Origin of the sequence: Pseudoalteromonas mucoides, from assembly GCF_049257175.1 — a bacterium.
Lineage (GTDB): Bacteria > Pseudomonadota > Gammaproteobacteria > Enterobacterales > Alteromonadaceae > Pseudoalteromonas.
In genome coordinates this window covers 128,807-148,219 of record NZ_JBMMUC010000001.1, presented here as the reverse complement: position 1 = coordinate 148,219, position 19,413 = coordinate 128,807, and the positions used below count along the sequence as shown (strand labels likewise).

The 19,413-nt window shown below is 38.6% G+C and carries 22 protein-coding genes and 1 pseudogene; 4 read left to right on the top strand and 19 right to left on the bottom strand.

Annotated elements, in window-relative coordinates; all coding sequences use genetic code 11:
• Positions 1-2: 2 nt before the first annotated feature.
• Genes AAEU30_RS00630 through AAEU30_RS00615 form a run of 4 tightly spaced genes read right to left on the bottom strand, consistent with a single transcriptional unit; the run spans position 3 to position 3,937 of the window.
• Positions 3-1,340 (bottom strand): ATP-binding protein, encoded by a 1,338-nt coding sequence (locus AAEU30_RS00630; RefSeq protein WP_421958814.1) that lies wholly within the window; start codon positions 1,338-1,340, stop codon positions 3-5.
• Positions 1,330-2,022, bottom strand: coding sequence for a response regulator transcription factor (locus AAEU30_RS00625; RefSeq protein WP_421958813.1), 693 nt, complete (start codon positions 2,020-2,022; stop codon positions 1,330-1,332). The genes AAEU30_RS00630 and AAEU30_RS00625 overlap by 11 nt, the downstream gene beginning before the upstream one ends.
• Positions 2,022-2,558 (bottom strand): hypothetical protein, encoded by a 537-nt coding sequence (locus AAEU30_RS00620; RefSeq protein ID WP_421958812.1) that lies wholly within the window; start codon positions 2,556-2,558, stop codon positions 2,022-2,024. Before AAEU30_RS00620 ends, AAEU30_RS00625 begins: the two co-directional genes overlap by 1 nt.
• 50 nt (positions 2,559-2,608) lie before the next feature.
• Entirely contained in the window at positions 2,609-3,937 is a 1,329-nt protein-coding gene (locus AAEU30_RS00615; RefSeq protein WP_421958811.1) for a DUF5666 domain-containing protein, read from the bottom strand.
• A 213-nt stretch (positions 3,938-4,150) separates the two neighbouring features.
• On the opposite strand from AAEU30_RS00615, the gene AAEU30_RS00610 reads away from it, so the two are divergent.
• Positions 4,151-5,308, top strand: a complete 1,158-nt coding sequence (locus AAEU30_RS00610; protein WP_421958810.1) for a benzoate/H(+) symporter BenE family transporter — start codon at positions 4,151-4,153, stop codon at positions 5,306-5,308.
• Between the two features lie 42 nt (positions 5,309-5,350).
• Here the strand turns inward: AAEU30_RS00610 and AAEU30_RS00605 are convergent, their stop codons facing one another.
• The 8 genes from AAEU30_RS00605 to AAEU30_RS00570 all read right to left on the bottom strand — a co-directional run bounded on the left by AAEU30_RS00605 (position 5,351) and on the right by AAEU30_RS00570 (position 11,439).
• Entirely contained in the window at positions 5,351-6,385 is a 1,035-nt protein-coding gene (locus tag AAEU30_RS00605; protein WP_421958809.1) for a DUF2955 domain-containing protein, read from the bottom strand.
• Between the two features lie 8 nt (positions 6,386-6,393).
• Positions 6,394-7,455: an HlyD family secretion protein gene (locus AAEU30_RS00600; RefSeq protein WP_421958808.1), complete on the bottom strand. Its 1,062-nt coding sequence runs from the start codon at positions 7,453-7,455 to the stop codon at positions 6,394-6,396.
• A gap of 3 nt (positions 7,456-7,458) precedes the next feature.
• Positions 7,459-7,935: a MarR family transcriptional regulator gene (locus AAEU30_RS00595; RefSeq protein ID WP_421958807.1), complete on the bottom strand. Its 477-nt coding sequence runs from the start codon at positions 7,933-7,935 to the stop codon at positions 7,459-7,461.
• A 238-nt stretch (positions 7,936-8,173) separates the two neighbouring features.
• The gene (locus AAEU30_RS00590; protein ID WP_421959031.1) at positions 8,174-9,019 is read right to left on the bottom strand and encodes a spermidine synthase; all 846 of its coding nucleotides are present in this window, start codon (positions 9,017-9,019) and stop codon (positions 8,174-8,176) included.
• A 40-nt stretch (positions 9,020-9,059) separates the two neighbouring features.
• Positions 9,060-9,680 (bottom strand): fused MFS/spermidine synthase, encoded by a 621-nt coding sequence (locus AAEU30_RS00585; protein ID WP_421958806.1) that lies wholly within the window; start codon positions 9,678-9,680, stop codon positions 9,060-9,062.
• Between the two features lie 376 nt (positions 9,681-10,056).
• A complete protein-coding gene (locus AAEU30_RS00580; protein ID WP_421958805.1) occupies positions 10,057-10,419 on the bottom strand; it encodes a response regulator in 363 nt (120 codons plus the stop codon).
• A gap of 34 nt (positions 10,420-10,453) precedes the next feature.
• The gene (locus AAEU30_RS00575; protein ID WP_421958804.1) at positions 10,454-10,993 is read right to left on the bottom strand and encodes a DUF6942 family protein; all 540 of its coding nucleotides are present in this window, start codon (positions 10,991-10,993) and stop codon (positions 10,454-10,456) included.
• Positions 10,990-11,439, bottom strand: coding sequence for a YaiI/YqxD family protein (locus tag AAEU30_RS00570; RefSeq protein ID WP_421958803.1), 450 nt, complete (start codon positions 11,437-11,439; stop codon positions 10,990-10,992). Before AAEU30_RS00570 ends, AAEU30_RS00575 begins: the two co-directional genes overlap by 4 nt.
• A gap of 129 nt (positions 11,440-11,568) precedes the next feature.
• Here AAEU30_RS00570 and AAEU30_RS00565 point away from each other — a divergent pair, with 129 nt between their 5' ends.
• Positions 11,569-12,096, top strand: a complete 528-nt coding sequence (locus tag AAEU30_RS00565) for a lipocalin family protein (RefSeq protein WP_421959030.1) — start codon at positions 11,569-11,571, stop codon at positions 12,094-12,096.
• Between the two features lie 507 nt (positions 12,097-12,603).
• Here the strand turns inward: AAEU30_RS00565 and AAEU30_RS00560 are convergent.
• The 4 genes from AAEU30_RS00560 to AAEU30_RS00545 form a co-directional block, all read right to left on the bottom strand.
• Complete coding sequence (locus AAEU30_RS00560; protein WP_421958802.1) at positions 12,604-12,939, bottom strand: DUF3325 domain-containing protein; 336 nt, start codon at positions 12,937-12,939, stop codon at positions 12,604-12,606.
• On the bottom strand, positions 12,936-14,546 hold the full coding sequence (locus AAEU30_RS00555; protein ID WP_421958801.1) for a PepSY-associated TM helix domain-containing protein: 1,611 nt from the start codon (positions 14,544-14,546) through the stop codon (positions 12,936-12,938). Before AAEU30_RS00555 ends, AAEU30_RS00560 begins: the two co-directional genes overlap by 4 nt.
• Complete coding sequence (locus AAEU30_RS00550) at positions 14,543-14,887, bottom strand: hypothetical protein (RefSeq protein WP_421958800.1); 345 nt, start codon at positions 14,885-14,887, stop codon at positions 14,543-14,545. Before AAEU30_RS00550 ends, AAEU30_RS00555 begins: the two co-directional genes overlap by 4 nt.
• 177 nt (positions 14,888-15,064) lie before the next feature.
• Positions 15,065-15,565: a lactoylglutathione lyase family protein gene (locus AAEU30_RS00545; protein ID WP_087534086.1), complete on the bottom strand. Its 501-nt coding sequence runs from the start codon at positions 15,563-15,565 to the stop codon at positions 15,065-15,067.
• 103 nt (positions 15,566-15,668) lie between these two features.
• On the opposite strand from AAEU30_RS00545, the gene AAEU30_RS00540 reads away from it, so the two are divergent.
• Entirely contained in the window at positions 15,669-16,553 is an 885-nt protein-coding gene (locus AAEU30_RS00540; RefSeq protein WP_421958799.1) for a LysR family transcriptional regulator, read from the top strand.
• Between the two features lie 58 nt (positions 16,554-16,611).
• On the top strand, positions 16,612-17,061 hold the full coding sequence (locus AAEU30_RS00535; RefSeq protein ID WP_421958798.1) for a GyrI-like domain-containing protein: 450 nt from the start codon (positions 16,612-16,614) through the stop codon (positions 17,059-17,061).
• Between the two features lie 35 nt (positions 17,062-17,096).
• Here AAEU30_RS00535 and AAEU30_RS00530 read toward each other — a convergent pair whose 3' ends face one another.
• From AAEU30_RS00530 to AAEU30_RS00520, 3 genes and pseudogenes are all read right to left on the bottom strand, one after another.
• Positions 17,097-17,954, bottom strand: coding sequence for an alpha/beta hydrolase (locus tag AAEU30_RS00530; protein WP_421958797.1), 858 nt, complete (start codon positions 17,952-17,954; stop codon positions 17,097-17,099).
• Positions 17,920-18,597 carry a YoaK family protein gene (locus AAEU30_RS00525; RefSeq protein WP_421958796.1) on the bottom strand — a complete coding sequence of 226 codons (678 nt, stop codon included), beginning with the start codon at positions 18,595-18,597 and terminating at the stop codon, positions 17,920-17,922. Before AAEU30_RS00525 ends, AAEU30_RS00530 begins: the two co-directional genes overlap by 35 nt.
• A gap of 64 nt (positions 18,598-18,661) precedes the next feature.
• Positions 18,662-19,152, bottom strand: a pseudogene (locus AAEU30_RS00520) (MarC family protein).
• Positions 19,153-19,413 lie beyond the last annotated feature (261 nt).

Here is a 19,413-nt window from a genome sequence, read left to right as displayed (position 1 = left end):
TTTTAATCCAAGTTGTCCGTGATGGTGGCGCAAAAGCCACCACTATTGCTGGTTAAATCGAGCAATAGATTGTGCCTATCACAAATAGCTTTAACGGTCGCAAGTCCTAAACCAAATCCTTCATACTGACGCGCAGGATCGCCGCGATAAAAGCGTTTCGTGAGTTGACTTAGTTGCGCTTTTTCAACCCCTGAGCCATCATCGCTAATGCTCAAAGAGCTTGCATCAATGGTAATTGAAATGCAGGCATCAATACCTGCATATTTAATTGCGTTATCAAGTAAATTAAAAAGTGCCTGAAATAATAAATTTTTGTCGCCTTGTAAAATCAAAGGGACTGTAGAATAAAGTTTAATTTGTTGTTTATTACAATCAGCACTTGGCTGTAACATATCAATAAGGTCTTCGGCCAATAACTGACAATCAATGCGCTGTAAATTAAGCGGAAATTTGCCATGTTCTAAACGAGTTAGTTTAAGCATTGCATCAAACGTATTGATAATAGTATCAAGTTGCTCTATTTCTAAACCTATTTCAGGGAAGTGGGCAGCTTGCTGCTCTAAGTTTAATCTTAAGCGAGTCAGCGGAGTTTTTAAATCATGAGCAATGTTATCGGTAATCCCTTGTACTAAAGCAAAGTTGTCTTCGACGGCATCGAGCATCGTATTGATATGCGCACCAAGTTTGTCAAATTCATCACCTTTTTGTTTGTGACTGATGCGAGCAGATAAATCACCATTTTGTACTTGTTCTGCCGTGCTATTAAAATAATGCACTCTGCGTAAGTGTCTTCTAGCAAATATATAACCAAATAGACCCGTTAATAATAAACTAATTAGGCACGCCCAAAATGCAACGGTTTTAAATTCAATAATAAGTTGCTGTAAATTCTCAGTCGCGGTCGCTAAAACAATATCACCATGAGAAGTATGGACAATCCCAGTCGTTAATAAACGAATTTGTCCACGTTGCGTATCTAATACAGGAAAAACAATGGTTTTAGGTAAAGCAGGAATATCTTCAGGTAAAAAGCTTAACTGCTGGCTTTGTTCGCCGTCACTATGCCAAAAAAGTAGCAATTCACTTTCATTGCGGAACACGTCTAATTGAGAATAAAAGCTACTTGAAGAGAATTCATTCGCTAAGCCTTCTATGCGTAATTTTTCTGCAGTAAGGCGCCGTTCAACTTGACGGTTTTGTTCGCCTAATAATAATTGATAAATTAAGACTACGGTCAGTACTAGCATGACCGACATTATCACTGCAAACCCTAAGGTTAACCGCCATACAGAGCTACTACGTGGGTCAATTTGACGCCAAGCTGAGTCTTTAATTGGCATTTATCTGCTCTTTGGTAAGGCGGTAACCAACACCACGAATAGTTTCGATACAAACTAATGCATTCAATTCCTGTAGTTTTTTACGAAGCCTAGCTATATGCACATCAATGACATTTGTACCCGGATCAAAATGGTACTCCCAAACTGATTCAAATAATAATGTACGGGTAACTAACTTGTCAGGATGTTCAAGTAAAAAGCGCAATAATTTAAACTCTTTTGGTTGTAAGCTTAGCGTCTGATTGTCAACATCGGCTTTATGGTTTGCATAGTCTAAGTGTAAATTCGCTAGGCTTAACTGTGTGCTAAGAGGCTGCTGCACCGTGTGCCGTTTAATAAGGTTCTCGGCCCTAATTGCTAATTCAGAAAACGCAAAAGGTTTAATTAAATAATCATCACCTCCTGCTTTTAAACCGGTTACACGGTCGTCTACTTTATCTAGGGCTGATAAAATCAAAACAGGGGTCGTTTTACCCGTCGCTCTTAATGCGGCTAACACTTGTATTCCATCTAGCTTGGGTAACATTCGGTCTAATACAATTATATCGTGATCTTCGCACGTTGCTAACAGTAATCCTTGTTGACCATCAGCTGCAGTATCAACAGTATAACCTTGTTCACTAAACGCTTTATATAAAAAGTCACGGTTTTGCTTATCGTCTTCAACCAATAATAACTTCATTAATTCCCCCACCTTAGTAAAGGTAAATCTTTACCTGTAGTTAAATCAATTGCTTTTTTATGGCGTCCACGCTCATTAACAAATGTGGCCACCATATAAGTAATACCCATATCTTGCTCTAACTGGGCTTCAATTAAGTAGTGCTCGCTTGAGTCATTCAGTTTTGCCACTAATAACTGCATGGTATAGCCTTTTTTTTGCATAATATCTGCGGCGGCAATCTCTTCTTGTTCATCAAGTTCTGGCGCTTCATACTCTAACTCGATTAAGTCGCCATCTTTATCTAACAATAATTCAATAAAGCGATTTCGGTTAGCCTGATATAACGTGACTTCGTAGGTCGTTTTACCTTTTTCAAACTCAAGTTCAAACTCTACAATGACCGCTTCGCTCTTATACTTATTTTCTACTTTTTCTAAAATAGCCGTTGGTTTGGCTGATTTAGCATGGTGCAATTTTTCATAAATCGCAGAGCTTTTAGCACTACTTATCGATGAGATAAATAACAAACTGAATAATAGTATTTTTTTCATCATAAACCTCAAAAATAGCAGCGCAAGATGCGCTGCTATTTTACTTTTTACAGTTAATCGTCGAGACGACAAGCTCGTACTTGATTGCCACTAACTAATTCACATTCTACCTCTGCATATTGGTCGGCATAAGCGTTAAGTGAATTGTCTTCGCTAACATAACCCCAAAGTCTAGATTGCTCGCTTTGTGTAATTACATACCCAGTTAAGCTAAGTGAATCATTGGCATCCATTAATTCAACTTCACTCACAATATTGATATCATCGGTGATAATTCCTTCTAATTCAAGAAACTGACCATTAATAGTTGCTTGAGTTAAGCCATCGTCAAATACGGTTTGGTTACTGAGTGTAAATTGATAATTATTAATTGTTACGATACCTTCATTATTATAACTAGCAATTCCAGCAACAGAAAACTCCTTATTTATCGTTGTTGAATCACTCGAACCTGATTCAAAGTCAACTTCTTGAGCCATAAATAAATTACTTTGTTGTTGATATAAAGCTTCAACTTCGACAAGTGCACCAACAACTAAATCATTAACAGTGCCACCTTCATAACGTGTTTGTTCAGTTAAGCTTACTTGCCATTGTCCATTTATAGTCATCAGCGTTGAGTTATTATTAATGAATGTAATTTTACCATTTAGTTCTGTGTCGATATTATCATCAAAATCATTTTGGCGTTCAGCGTCAACTTCGCTCGCTATTAACTGCTGCGCTTGCATAATGCCTTCAACTTCTACAAATTGACCATTACTAATAAGGCCATCAACTTCAGCTTGTTGGTAATTAATAGTGATATTACCTAACTGAAAAGTGCGTAGTTGAGTATTTAATTGCGTAATGACACCTTCAACTTCAAGCTCTGTTAAGCTGTTAGTAATGGCTTGTTGATAAGTTACCGTTAAGGTATTAAATGCACTATTAAAGCCGCTTACTTCAACGAAGTCACCATTATTGACTAAAGTACTATCAAACCCTTCAAATATCACACCGGCAATACTAGCCGTACCATTTTCAATAAGTACAGGACCTTTAAAATTAGGCTCATAGTCAATCTCAGTTACTTGAGCGCCGTTAGTCTCTGCTTCAACCATCATACCGACTTGTAGTTGGCTTAAATTTCCATTCACGCCATCAATTTCTATTTCTGCACTCGCAGCAGGTAGTTCACTTTGGTTAACCGTAATAGAGGAGCTTGATATGGCTGATACTGCGCCGATTAACACACTCGGTAATTTGGCCGTTTCTGGCGTTGTTGTTTCAGGTCTTGTTGATGAATTTTCTGAACTGTTGCTGCCACATGCCGATAATGCAAGTGTTATTGCGCTTAATGAAAGCACCTTAAAAAGATGACGTGTGTGCTGGTTTTTCATATCTAGCTCCAAATATAATTAATTGTTCTACCTTGTGTATGAGCATTACTTTACTTGAGAGCGCACGCCCGCAAGGTGGAGAGAACATTAATTTTTGTTAATGTTTACCTTGTTCTGGTCGCTGTGAACACTAACAATTTCATTGATGCTAGTAATTGTGAAAGAAATATGTATAACTAGACGTATAACCAATTGAATAAAAACAAGGTTTTCATGCAACTTTCTGATCAATTAATAAATCGCATAACCGCTGGGTTAGTTGCTGTAATTATAGGTTTTACCAGCTCAATCGCTCTGATTTATCAAGTTGTTATTGTACTTGGCGGTACAGCTGATTTAGTCGCAAGCTGGGTCTTAATGCTTGGCCTTGCTATGGGCGTGACCTCTATTGGGCTATCCTATTATTACAAAATACCTATACTAATAGCCTGGTCTACCACAGGCGCTGCTTTGTTAATAACCAGCGCACAAGGTTATAGTTTAAATCAGGCGGTTGGCGCATTTATGTTTAGCGCATTGCTGGTGTTTATATCGGGTATCACAGGTTGGTTTGAAAAAGTAATGCAGCGCATACCCAGCCAAATTGCCTGTGCAATGCTCGCTGGTGTGCTGGTAACTTTTGGTATCGATGTATTTAATTTTATGGCCGATAAGCCACTGCTAATTGGTGCAATGGTGCTCGTTTATTTACTTAGCAAACGTTTAATGCCGCGCTTCACTATGTTAATGGTGCTTATAGCGGGGTTTATTATGGCGGGTGTAACAGGACAAATAGATACCAGTAGCTGGCAATGGAAAATGAGCGAATTTGCATTTATAGCGCCAGAATTTAACTTACAAGCAATGATCGGCATTGGTGTTCCACTTTATATCGTCACTATGACCTCACAAAACCTGCCTGGTATTGCAGTATTAAAAGCACATAATTACCCAGCGCCGGTTTCTGCATCCCTAAACGTGACGGGCTTTACAAATATTTTGATTGCGCCTTTTGGTGGTTACGCGATTAATTTAGCCGCCATTACCGCAGCAATCTGCATGAGTGACGAAGCTGATAAAGACTCGAGCAAACGCTATTGGGCGAGTATTGCTGGCGGGGTATTTTATATTTTGATGGCGATTGGCGCAGCAACACTAGTAGGCTTAGTGGCCAGTTTACCGCAGGCGCTCATTTTAGCACTGGCAGGTATTGCGCTATTTACTACGATTGCTTCAAGCTTACAACAAGCATTATCTGACAGTTATTATACAGAAGCCGCCATGATCACTTTTTTAGTTACAGCGTCTGATCTTAGCTTATTTTCTGTTGGCTCTGCATTTTGGGGAATATTAGCCGGCGCTTTAACTTTGTGGCTCATACCCCGTAAATAACCCCGGTTTTTTGTTAGCTCTTTAGTCCGAGTGTTCTTAAACTTAATCAAACGTATGGTGACGGGTTACATTAAACCGATTAAGAATATGATGTATAATATACACGGCACATAGGCTTAATAAAATAGCCACCGACACTGACGAAAAGCGATACAAAGCGCTATAAACCAAGTCTTGTCCAGGGCCGAGTGATTGGCCAAACAAAATACCAAACGTAGTGATCACGCCAAAACCAACACCCGGAAGCCCGCCTGCAATAATATGATAGCGGCTGAAAATAAAGGTCAAAATCCATAAGATTAGCGCTGGGAATAACAATATATCGGTGTGATTATATAAAAACAATTGCGATACCAAGGCTAGATTACAGCCAATAAGCGTCCCCACAGCGCGTTGCCAACCAGCCATACCCGCAGCTTTAAAACACAGCGGAAACAAAATTAAAATAGAGGCAGCTTGCGCTGATATTGAATCTTGTAAATCAAATATCTGAAAAATGACAAACGATAGAGTCGCCACACTGGCACATAACAGCACTTCATGACGAACACTTTCAACTGCTTTGTCTGGCATCTTCCTAGCTTGGCGCGGGGCTACATCGGGAAACACAAAATGCATTAATACCGCGGCCAAAACTGTTACTAACACGGCTAGACCGTTACTTATAATCAGCGGATAAATACTCGTACCATTACCCACATAACTAGAAAAGTGAAGCTGGATAGATAAGCTCACCACACTCAAAGCACCAAACAGGAAATTTACCCCACGACTCATTTGATAAAACAAAAAAGCAAATGCTAAAAAACTCAATAAAGTCATCATAATAGGTAAGTGAGAGAATAAGCCTTGTACCACTAATACAAAAAATGCGCTAAACGCCGCACTAGCAAAAAACTGGCGGATAATATGGCCGTTTAAAATTGGCACCAAACCAAGCAATAGCATAGGGTAGACAGTAAAAAAGATACCATTTGGCCAGTTCATTAGTTTGCAGATGCTAAAACCAAGCGCACTACCGCCAGCAATTCGCAATGCTTGCCTTAATCCATTTTTATCAAGGGTTGGCACTGTCATTTGTCCCCCTAATAAATGAAATGCAGCAAGCTAATTAACCGAATTTGCGCGCTGGCACACCATTGCCCGACCGTTGAATCTGGTAGCAATTGTACTGTAGCACGTGCGCCACTGGGTAACTTACTCAATAACTCTGGCTCATCCAGCTTGATGTGAATACGTTGACGCTGGGCATCTCTTACCCAACGGTTGCTGTTTTCAGTACTGCTAAGTAAACCATTCGCATTGATTTGACCATCACTTACGCCCGCTTCAAATGAGCTAATAACCCCATCAAATACCTTACCAGGTAAAGCATCAAAGGTTACTTTTGCCGAGCTTTTAAGCTTAAAATTGGTTAATGATTTTTCGCGAAAATCAGCCACTAAATCCGCTTTATTCGCCACAATGGCGAGCATGGGCTGGCCTTTATTGGCATAGGTACCGTTATTAACTTGCAAATTCGCAACTTTACCATCTATATCAGCACTGACTTGGCTATAAGACAGGTTTAATTTAGCTTGGGCTAATCGGTTTTTTGCATGTCGAAGCGCAAGGTTATCATCACCTCGTTGACCCCGTGCTAATTTTGCTTCTGTTAGCTGTGCTTCGATTGCCGACACATTTGCCTTGCTAGATTGAAAGTTAGCGTTAATAGTTTCATATTCTTGATCAGATATTGAGCGCTTTTTAAGTAATGACTCACCGCGGTCAAACAACAATTTCTGCTCATGCAGCTTCGCATTCGCGGCTGCTAATTGAGCCTCAATCGCTTTTACACTACTGTCGAACCGTTGGTTTTGTAGCTGAGCATCCGCATAAGTGAGCTCTGCTTGCTCAACCGCTAATTTAAAAGGGGCTGGTTCAATTAAAAACAATGCCTCACCACGTTTTACCAATTGATTATTATTAACTAGTACTTCATTAACTCGCCCGCTTACTTGAGGTGTTACTTGTACAACAGGATGAAAAACACGTGCTTGGGGAGTCACGGGTAAATACATATCTGCAATCACAAAATAGACAAAAAGTAGAATAAATCCAACTAAGGATATTTTGACATAACGGGCAAACTTTTGATCTGGCGTCATCGCTTATCTCTCTTCATTTAAACGTGTAAAGCAACTGCGTGCATTTTCTTCCATTTGCAAGAGTCCATGAGCCATTGTGTCTAATTGCTCTGTGCTAAGCCCTGCGTACAGCTGTTGCTTAACATCAGTGATGAGTACTTTAAGTGTAGTGAGTAAGTGTTGGCCTTGCTCAGTAAAGTAAATTTTTCGACTTCGTTTATCGTCAGCATCAACACGTCGAGTGATCAACTGTTGTTGCTCAAGCTGTTTTACGGTTCGAGTGAGTGAGGGCATTTCAATCCCTAAGCTGTGGGCTAATTGCTGCTGAGTTGCACCATCAGGTAGATGGTTTAGATGGATCATCGCAGTCCAACGAGACTGGGTTAATCCCAAAGGCTCTACAGCAGCTGTCACAGCTTCACGGCACAAGCGATGCACGCGGCCCATGTTGCCGCATAAAGATAAATCTAAAGTCTCATGAAAGGGAAGGGGTAAAGTCATACAGGTCTCACTTAGTTAGCATGCTAACTAGTTTAACATTACTTAGCATGCTAAGTAAATGTCACAGTGTTTTGTGTATTATTTGAGGGGTCGTTAGTCAAGTGACTACTAAATATTTAAAGCAAATAGGAGTCATGCAATAAACAATAAGATCACCTGATATGAACAGGCTTACTCAACCTTAGAATAAGCCGACTTTCATCGGCTTTAGATATGATTATCTTTCGAGATTAAATCATTAAAAATTAAGTAAATTAGCAGGAGAGTACTGATCGGTTAGTACTTTTGTATCTTCTGGCCAGTCCCGATTTCCTTTAGTAAAAAATAAACTATTTCGGAGTTTTTCGATATCTATGTCATATTTTTTAAGAGCTGGGGCAAGCGTCTTCATACGTTCATTTAATACTTTATCACTGGGTAATTTATCAAAGCCCGCGAGTATTATTCGGTTACTGTTTTTTTCAGTTGTAACATTAATAAAGTCACCAAACACCGCATGGTAAGTAGCTGATTCATGTTGATATAATTTACTCGATGAAAACGTATTGGCGGCTACAATGCCGTTTGGTGTAAGAACACTTTTAACCTCTGCAAAAAACTCTTTCGTTAGAAGGTGTTCAGGTATGTAATCACCGTTAAACGCATCAAGAATTATCCAATCATATTGCGCTTTTTTTATCGCGGCACGCTTTATAAAGATACGTCCATCTTGAACTTTTACAGTGACTTTATCCGTTTCAATAAAGTTAAAATAATCACGTGCAACTTTAATAACCGCCGGGTCTATTTCTACATTTTCTATAGTGGCATTAGGGTATAGCTCATGTATTACGTTTGATAAAGTACCACCACCTAGACCAATGATAAGTACATTTTTAGGGTTATCTATCATCAATAAGCTAGCAAAGCTCATTTTTGTGTAATTAAATACAAGTTTGTCTGGCTTGCTTATATACATACAACTTTGGCTACTTTTACGCGTTTTTTCGTCAAACTTTAAACAGCGTAAATCACCTGTTTCTTCAACTAAAATATTGCGATAGAGCGAGCGTTCTTTATGAATAACATCAGCCATTACTGGCATACTTAATAGCGCTAATGTGAAGACGAATAGACAATAATAGTTACGCATAAACAGGTTCCTTGTTAGCGACTGAATCAATCACTATTGCAAGTAGACCTAAGCAACCAATAAAGCTGGCAAAGCCTATAATGATCGTATTTACATCAAACGCCAATACCATATAAAAAGAGGTGATTATGGTGCCCAGAGCACTGCCTAATGTACTAACAAAATATAAGCCGCCTGCTACTTGGCCGCTATGTTCGCTGTCAGTAACTAATAAACGAACTGAATATGGCGATATCATTCCTAAAATAATTGTAGGAACAAAAAATAAAGCCGTAGAGGCAAGTAATGAACCATAGCGGCTATCTTCAACATGAGCAAAAATGAACTCCATTATGGGCTCTGCAAACAGCGCTATGGGCAGTACCATAATACTAGCGATTAAAAATATTAGGCCGTATTTAGTTAAGGAGGGTTTATTAATTGAGAGTTTGCCTCCGAGTAAATAACCAAACGATAAGCTCAGCATAAACACAGTAATAATACTGCCCCAGATATGAACACTACTACCAAAGTAAGGCGCTAATATACGCCCACCTAAAAGCTCAATCCCCATTATTGAAAAGCCACTACTAAAGGCTAATAAGTATATTAATGCATTGGTTTTATTTAACATTCATTCTAGTTCTTGTTGTTTTATGTTAGAGCCATCTTAACGTGATGCGGGATGCTTAGCTAGACTGAATTTTAGCAACAATCAATTAGGCTAATTTACACTTTTCATCAAAATACCGTCTTAAAAAACAGATAAAGAGACGACCTCAACAGTAAGTCTCCTTTATTTAAAAGAAGAAAATGGTTACATAAACTGTATTTCTCGCTACTAATAACCTCTATTAACTTAAGTTTATTTAGCAAGGGCATTAAATTGGACTAAGAGTCATCATGGTAGGGTTGTAATTCGAACTGATTTAGCGATATCTGCTAAAACAACATTACGTGGATGATGGGCCACCCTTTTTAAGTTTATGGGCAGCGTTACTTATGCCACTTTACTTCACTATTTTTTTAAGTTGGCTCTCTAACGTATTTAAATTAAATGGCTTTACAATAAAGCCAGAAACTTTAGCCGCTATAATTTCTTTAATTGATTTTTTATTATCTTCACAGGTAACCATTAAAACGGGTATTTCATTCCATTGCTCATTATCGCGAATACGAGTAAGTAACGCTTTACCATCCATTTTTGGCATGTGTAAATCGGTGATCACTAAATCAAAGTGCTGTTGCTGCATTAATGCAAATGCTTGAATACCATCGGTGGCCTCAACAATCTCATGGAAGTTTAATTTTCGAAGCATGTTAATTAAAACATGCCGCATCAATGGCATATCATCAACTACAAGTATTTTCATTAAATTGACTAAGCAAAAAGTAGATAACCTAAGATTAGCTACTTTCTAAACATTTAGCTACTAATTGACTCAGTCTAGCGATCTTTAAATTACTTAGCTGGCGGTAATCAAAGTATGGACAAACAATGAGTTTATTGGCTTTATCAATTGCAAATTCACCATCTAACCAATCAAGTTCTGCTTCTAACAAACCTTGATTCAATAAGTTTTTTGCATGAGTGCGACCAGCAATAATATGTAATGTATTACCTGCGCTCAACTTAGGAGGACTAAATAACAGCGCAGTCTGACTTAATTCTTGCAATAAATATTGATCGCGATACTGCTGCCAAGTATGTGTTTTCTTAGCAAAACAATAATACTCACTTGGCAAAGCAAACAGCACCTTTGCATATACATTGAATACTTTTCGCCAGCCATTGCCACACGCTTGATTTATGGTGTTGATTTGCTCATTTATTAGCGGGTATAAGCCATCCATATGTGTATATTCTGGCATAGGAGGGGGCTTAGCAATGTAAACTGCAACGCTAAAACTATGATCGCCAAAGCCTATATTTTGGCCGTCACTCATTTATTTTGCGCCAAAATACGGTCTAAATTATTAGCAAAGTTTTGTCGGTCGCTTTGACTAAGAGGTGGTGGCCCGCCATTCATTTCAACACCACTTGAACGCATGGTATCCATAAAGTCACGCACATTAAGTAGTGACCTAATATTTTCAGCTGTGTACAACTCACCACGCGGATTGAGAGCTTGTCCGCCATTATCGATTACTTCAGACGCCAATGGTATATCGCCCGTGATCACCAAATCATTGGCAGCAACACGCTTCACTATTTCATCATCCGCCACATCAAAACCAGACGATACCTGTACACGACTAATATACTTAGATGGTGGGATTCGCATTGCATGATTTGCGACTAAAATTGTTTCAGTTTGCGTGCGCTCGGCAGCTCGAAATAAAATTTCTTTAATAACTACCGGACACGCATCGGCATCTACCCATATTTTCATTTGATTATGCACTTGTTAGTAAAAAATTGATCCTATCGTACAGCTAAACTAACAACCAGTAATTAGTGAACTTTTTGTAGCTAATCTGCGTATAATTTTTTTTGCCATCAAGAACGTTATAAATCTATGATTAAATCTATTACCCTGAGCTTCGTTTTTTTGTGCACAACATTGCTCGCAGCGTGTACTGGTTTACCGCAAAATATAACACCGGTAGATAACTTTTCACTTGAGCGTTACAAAGGTAAGTGGTACGAAATAGCGCGACTAGATCATTCCTTTGAACGCGGACTAAGTAGTGTTACAGCACAATATTCACTTAATGAAGATGGCTCTGTCGCAGTTTTAAATAAAGGCTTTAACGACGAAGAACAACAGTGGAGTGAAGCACAAGGTAAGGCTAAATTTGTTGATAAATCTGATATTGGGCACCTAAAAGTATCGTTTTTTGGCCCGTTTTACAGCTCCTATGTGGTGTTTAAAATGGATAGACAGTATTACCAGTATGCATATGTATCTGGTTATAACACTGATTATTTATGGCTCTTATCGCGCACACCAAGTATTTCGCAAGAGCGTAAAGATGACTTTATAAAAGCAGCCAAACAACGTGGCTTTGATACTGATTCATTAATTTGGGTTGAGCAAAATAAGTAACCGTAAAGCCCCTTTACAAAATTTAGCCTGTATTAAAAGTGTAACCTCAAAGCAATAATTATGACACGATTACAGGCTAATATTTACGCCATAGAGTAACTAGCTTCTGCCTTGCTCTATGTGTTGACATGAGTATCCCCACTATTTATACCCAGATATTGGATATATACCCAAACCACCTCAAGATGCAGAATTCAGCGTTTCACAGGGGCTTAATATCAAGGCGTTACTTTGCAAGAATGGCACTCCCTTTTAAGAAGTAACAACGATGAGAGTAAGTTCCTGTAAAGCGCCCAAGGGTTGGTTTAAAAGCGATTTATACTGCGTTATTGATTTTAGCAATAGAACCACTATTACTTGCAATCAATGCCTTGCCTAAATCGCTTTTAATTCCAACTGAAACTCACTTCTTGAGGTGGTTTGGGTATAACAGCAAGCCACATTGGCTTGCCTTTCTTATCTCTGCATTATTTAGTTTACGACAGATCAGATTTTTACCAACTAATACTAAAAAACGCTGATATATAGCCCACTGAGAAAAATTGTCGTGATATTTATAACACTCATCGGCTTTACCCATGAGGCTTTAAAACTATAAAAAGTCATTAATAATAAGATACTTAAAGCCATGTAACCGCAAAAAAGTAATCCACCATATCCTTTATGTTCGACCACGCTTAACACCAAGCTTAGTAAAATACTGATCCAAGCGGCAATTACAAACTGATTACTCTGCTTTTGTGTTGGTCTCACTTTAAAAACATCGCGATAATGATTGAATTTTGCTAAGGCAAAACAATTAAATGCCAATAAGCATAGGCTAAATTGTAATAGTTCACTCATGCACTTTGCTCCCTTAGCTTGTTTTTAGCAACACGGCTAGAACGCACATTGGATACGCTGGCTTGGCGGTGAGTACGTAATTTTTTGACCTGAACGATAAACAACACTGCACTTATTAAGCACACTAAATCAAAGCTGAACAGTGCCCATTGACCATTCAGTAAGTAGCTGATGATATTTCCATTAGTGGTGAGCGCATTCACTATTGGAATACTTATACACGCAATACTATTAACCCAAGCAAGTAAAGTCCACTGCTGTTTTTCCCGCTTAAATAAAGCGAATAAGGCAACAGCTAACCAAGTAACAAAGAACGCGAGTATTTCTTTATCAGCGCGCTCTGTCATGTTAGTAGGTAGCAATCGATTGGCAAGAAAAAATACACTTGTCGCAAGCGGTAGTCCCATTAGAGTTGCAAGGTTTAGCCCTTCAACCAGCTTTAAGCCAAATGATGGACACTGATCTTTTTTCATTCGCTCACGAATTCGTTTAGCCCACATAATGCAGCCGGTCGCTATCATGACGCAGCCTGCAACACCGCATAAAAAATATAACCAACGTAGTAATGGGTTTGCTAAGCGTCCAGTATGTAAAGCTGTAAGGGAATCATAAAACACCTCTGTACTACTAAACTCATCAACGCTTTTAGCAATTAAGCTACCATCAACACCATTAAACAGCAGCGTAGGGGTTTGGTCGCGAACATGTGTACCTGTTGAGGCGCGAACAGTAATTGTTGCCGACGCTTTATTTGGGTCTTTAATAGCAAACTGAGTAAGGTCTGCATCAGGCCAGTTAGTATAAACTTGATCCAAAACACTCTCTACTGCCGTTAATGGGGCTGGCTCATCACTTGATTTAGTACGTACGTTAGTCGGGGTAACATCGTTAAACAAACCACGTATGCCATCTTCATAAGCGGTTATAGCAGGGTAAGGAAATAACATAAATATTAAGGTTATCAAACCTGTATAAGTTATCATGATATGAAAAGGTAAAGCTAAAACTGACGATACATTGTGGCCATCAAGCCAACTTCGGCTGCCTTTGTTTTTTCTAAAGCTAAACATATCTTTAAAAATACGCTTATGAATAACAACCCCTGAGATAAGCGCAACCAACATAAATAAACTTGCAAAACACACTATCCACCGTGCTGTGCGTACATCAATATAATGCAGGTCAAAATGCAGCCGATAAAAAAAGTTGCCACCTTTGGTTTCTCTGGGTTGCTGTAATGAATCACCCGTTTTAGGATTAATATAATGCTCTTGCCAACCACCAAAGCGCTTGCCTTCTGGACGAGGCTTTTCGTAGGCATAAATTAAATGAGCTTCGCGTTCTTGAGGTAGGTATACTCCCCAACGATTAGACTCTGGAGCAGCTGTTTTTAAGTAATCGACTCCTGCAATAATTTGCTCTCGTTGTAGTGATATACGCTCCTGTGGCGCTTGTACATTATGAAGTGCAGGTTGATTCCATAAAGTAACCTCATCACGAAAAAAACTAATCGTGCCAGCAAAAAAGATTAAATACAGTAACCAGCATACCAGTAAACCAACCCAAGTATGCATCCATGTCATGGAGCGAAAAAAACTCTCTTTCATAACCAATCCTTTAATAAGGCAATGCTTAACCCGCATGCTGATGATGTTAGTAAAATAGTGATCCAAATGGTTTTCAATGACTTAACAGCAAAGACCCAAATAAATACACAGCTATAGACAAAAATAGTTAGACTGATACTCAAAAGTACTGCATCTGATTTTTTAAGCGGTAAAATCAGACTCAATAAAGCAGTAAACACACTAGTAAATACGTAGCCACCTACAATGGCCGCAAAAAACCGAGAAATAACTGAAAGCTGATATGCATATGATTGATAATATTGTTTAATTTTATCCATCAATATGAATGACTGGCTGTTTTTTTGTGATTGGGCATGCATGAATAATCCCTTAAAATCCATAATGGGAAACGAATAAAAAGGGTATTATATATTTTGGGTTCAGAAAAGATAGTGATTCGTATTTAAGATAATAAAAATAATTGCGTATGAACTCTCAGATCAAAATTTTACCTAGTAAAATAATGATCTGAATATGAGGCTACAAGCAAACTTAGCTTAATAGGCACCTTCGCTGTATATAAGTTCATAACTATGGCTATAGATTTCTAAGATATTCCCAAATGGGTCTTCCATATAAATCATACGATATGGCTTTTCACCCGGGTAATAATAGCGAGGCTCAGCCATGCGCTTCTTACCGCCAGCTGCAACTATACGGTCAGCCAATTCTTCAACATTAGGATCTTGTACACAAAAATGAAAGATACCCGTTTTCCAATATTCAAAGTTATCTTCTGGGTTTTCTTGGTTTTTGAATTCAAATAATTCCACACCTATACGATCACCTGTTGATAGATGCGCGATGCGGAATTTTTCCCAGTTCGCACCGAATACGTCCGTGCACATTTCACCGATTGCGCTATCATCTTCGACAATTTCAGTTGGTTTCATTATTAAATACCAACCTAAAACTTGGGTGTAAAACTCTACGGCTTTTTCAAGATCTGGTACCGAAATACCAATATGTGAAAAATTACGTGGATAAACATTACTCATAAGTTGTGCTCCTATTGCATGTAAAATACCAGAAAGCCCACTTTACGAACAACCAGTCATTAAGTAAAATTATCATTTAAGATGGTTATAAGTACAAAATGTAATGATAAACCCTGTTTGGCTAAACACTTTTTGCACACTTGTTGAAGTAAATCACTTTACTCGTACTAGCGAGCGCTTATATATGACTCAATCAGGTGTGAGCCAACATATTAAAAAGCTTGAGCAACAACTTGACTGCGAACTGCTAGAGCGTCACGGTAAACAATTCAGCTTGACCGCTCAAGGACAAAGTCTGTATAAAAAAGGTAGCCAGCTACTTAAAGAGTGGCAATTTTTAGAGCGCGAGTTGCATAACGACTCCCCTTACTGTGGCGATGTTAAGGTCCAATCTCCTGGCAGTTGTGGATTGAAATTTTATGCTCAGTTACTTAGTTTGCAAGCTAAGCACAAAGATTTAACGATAGATTATCGCTTCGCCCCAAATGAAAGTGTTGAGCAGGCTGTTGCGAACCACATTGCGGATATAGGCTTTTTAACCCAAGCCCCGACTTTGAGCGAAGTCACCAGCCACAAAATTGGTCAAGAAGCACTTTTGTTAATAACTCCAGTCACTTGCGAATCGCCGACCTGGCAAGCTTTATGCGACCTCGGATTTATTAGCCACCCAGATGCAAAACACCACGCCCAACTATTGCTAAGCGAAAACTACCCAGAGTTTGAACATGTTGCTCAAATTAAGCGTACTGGGTTTTCAAACCAAATCAGCTTAATTTTAGAACCTGTTAGCCTCGGCTTTGGCTTCACGGTCTTACCCGCTCATGCTGTTGGTGCTTTTAATAAATCAGAGCTCATTAAGGTTCACCACCTTGCCAACCCAATTAGCGAATCTATTTTCGTGTGCCACCATCGAAATCGGCCACTAGCTAAACGTATGCACACTGTTATTGATGCTATTAAAACCATAAATACTAAACCGATAAATTAAACCTTTGCTGTTATTTCTGTTAAGTTGATATGTGAACTCACATAAAAGGATAGCCGGTATGCAAATAAAGCAACTTAAAAGTATGAGCCTAACAGGGTTAAAAGTGCGCACATGTAATGCTAATGAAATGAATACCGACACGGCAAAAATAGCAAATTTATGGCAAACATTTGGCCAAAAGTATGGCCCAAAACTCACCGCTGATACAAAGGTTTATGGTGTTTATACAAATTATGAAACGGATATGACAGGTGACTTTGATGTCATAGCCTGTTGTGATGATAAAAATATTAAAGTAGTGGATTCAATAAACATTGCCACTAAAGAAAGCCGTTATTTAGTATTCAATGGGAAAGGCGAAATGCCTGATGCTGTTATCGACTTATGGGGTGAAATTTGGCAATACTTTAGTAGTGAAGATTGTGCACACCAACGCACCTATACTAGCGACTTTGAATATTATAAAAATGACTCAGAGGTCGAAATAGCGATCGCCATAAAAGGATAATAACGATTCAAAGCAGCTGTACTTAGCTGCTTTAACTATTTGCCATACAACCAATCTAGCCCTTGAATTAGCGTTGTTGGAAATGCCGTACTATGTTTAGCCCCATCAATAAGATTTATCTTCAACTGAATATGCTTACTGTCTCTTTGACGTATTTTAGCCGCAAGCTTGTTAGCTCCTGCAACCATATTTTGACCTTCGCCAAACTCTTGAGTTTCTTTACTACCAACCGATATATATACTTTAGTTGGTTGCTTTGGCGCAGTAATTAGCTGAGATAAGATCGCCTCATCATCAAACCACACCGACGGACTCCCAATAATATAGCTGCTAAATAAGTCTGGCTGAGTAAAAAGCACATGAGTGGCAAATAAACCTCCCAATGAATTTCCGACTAAAGTACGGTGGTTTGGCTTAACTCGATAGTTAGCTTTGATATGCTCAAACACCACATCAGCAATAAAAGTAATATGTTGTGCGGCTTTACCTGTCTCTAACCGCCAATCCTTTGCTTTGCTTGGCGTGTAATCTCTAATTCGGCTAGATGCACCTTTTGAACCATGTGAATAACCAATCCCCACCAGTATCGCTTCATCCATTTTAGCGCTGTTCATGGGAAAACGCGTAGCACCTGAAGCTAGCTGAAACGCATAAGGTGCATCAAGTAAGTAAATAACAGGATAGTTGCGGTTTGGCTTATTGCTGTAACTGCGCGGTAACTTAATAGATAGGGAGTACTTAAGTTTTGTATTGTGATCTGTCACCTCAAGCACTGAACTTCGAGGAATTTGGTAAGCATGTTCAGCACTTACTGTAAAACTAATAAGTAAGAATGAAATAAAAAGAAAACGTTTCACATTAGTCCTTGTTTCTTGAGTGCTTAGATCGGGCATTATAAATTGAATAAGATAAAGCTAAAAATACACAAATACTCGCAGGGATAAATAACGCATTAAATCCAAGCATATTAAAAAAATACGCGCCTACTGTTCCGCCCAAAATAAACCCTGTAATTATCAATATAAAGAGCAGCGCTTTTCTTTTATCGAATGCCTCGCCACGTAGTCTTGCGCCAATCATAATACCTAAATCAGTAAAAATCCCCGTTACGTGGGTTGTTCTAACAATGGCACCACTAAAGGTTGTCGCTAAAGCATTTTGTAAACCACATGCAGCCGATGCCAAGTAATGTCCGTATATCAAATTATTTGCTAGGAAATAAACAGAAACAAATAACAATAATGCTTCAAACGCTAATAGACCACTGTAATTATGACCTAGTTTAAGCGAGCCACTACGGATAAAGAATCCTGAAATCATTGAGCCACAAACAAAGCTTAATAAAATAAAAGCAAGCTGTGACACATCACTGAAACTTACATTAATAACCCCTGTACCCAATGAAGTCGCAGTTCCAGATAAATGTGAGACTGATTGGTGTTTAAACCCTAACAAGCCAATTGCATTAACCAGGCCTGCAACTAACGCTAATATGAAAGAGCCATATTCCACCCAACGGGGTAATTTTGTAATCACAACAATCCTTAAAATGTAGTCTTTTATAAAATAACTTAGAATCTGTAGATACTCTCTTCTTGAGCTACATTGAAACTAATTTAAAGTATTCGGTAAACCCCGTAAGTATATTTGTTGTAGCAATCGCTGACAAAATTAGCCCCATCACACGGCTAATCACGCTGGCGCCACTGCTGCCAATTACTTTACTGATACAGCCGTTAAAATAGCGCCAGGACTGGCAATTGAGGGAACAGTAATAGGGTAAATAGCGGTTTGTTTATCCGATTTAACAAACCGCTTGAGCTCCTCCTCGGGTTTGCTATCACCAAATATCATACTCAATGCAAATAGAAATAAAACAATTCCCCCTGAGATTTGAAACGCAGGTAAAGGAATTGATAAGGCTTTTAAGATTATTTCGCCAATAACAACAAAAAAGATTAGCACTGCAGCCGAAGTTAATGTCGCCAAAAGTGCAATACGTCGCTTGGTTTTCGCATCGTATTTTTCGGTCACAGCAACAAATACAGGCACCGTGCCTATGGGGTCAATAACAGCAATAAAGTCAATCATGCATTTTCACCTTATTTTAACAGCTGTATAGAAAGTAACATTTTTCTTTAAACAATTGGATTAATATTAAATATTTATAAGCAACAGCATCTAATTTATAGATGGCTTCAATCGCTTTAAACTCTGTTCTGAAGCTAGTTTTTATCCATCTATACTCTATATTGGAACTATTAACTAAACTTTATTAAAACAAGCTAATCACACATTAACTTAGATAGTAGGTTTAAGACTTCTAACTAAACTTTTTTGATGTGGTTTAAA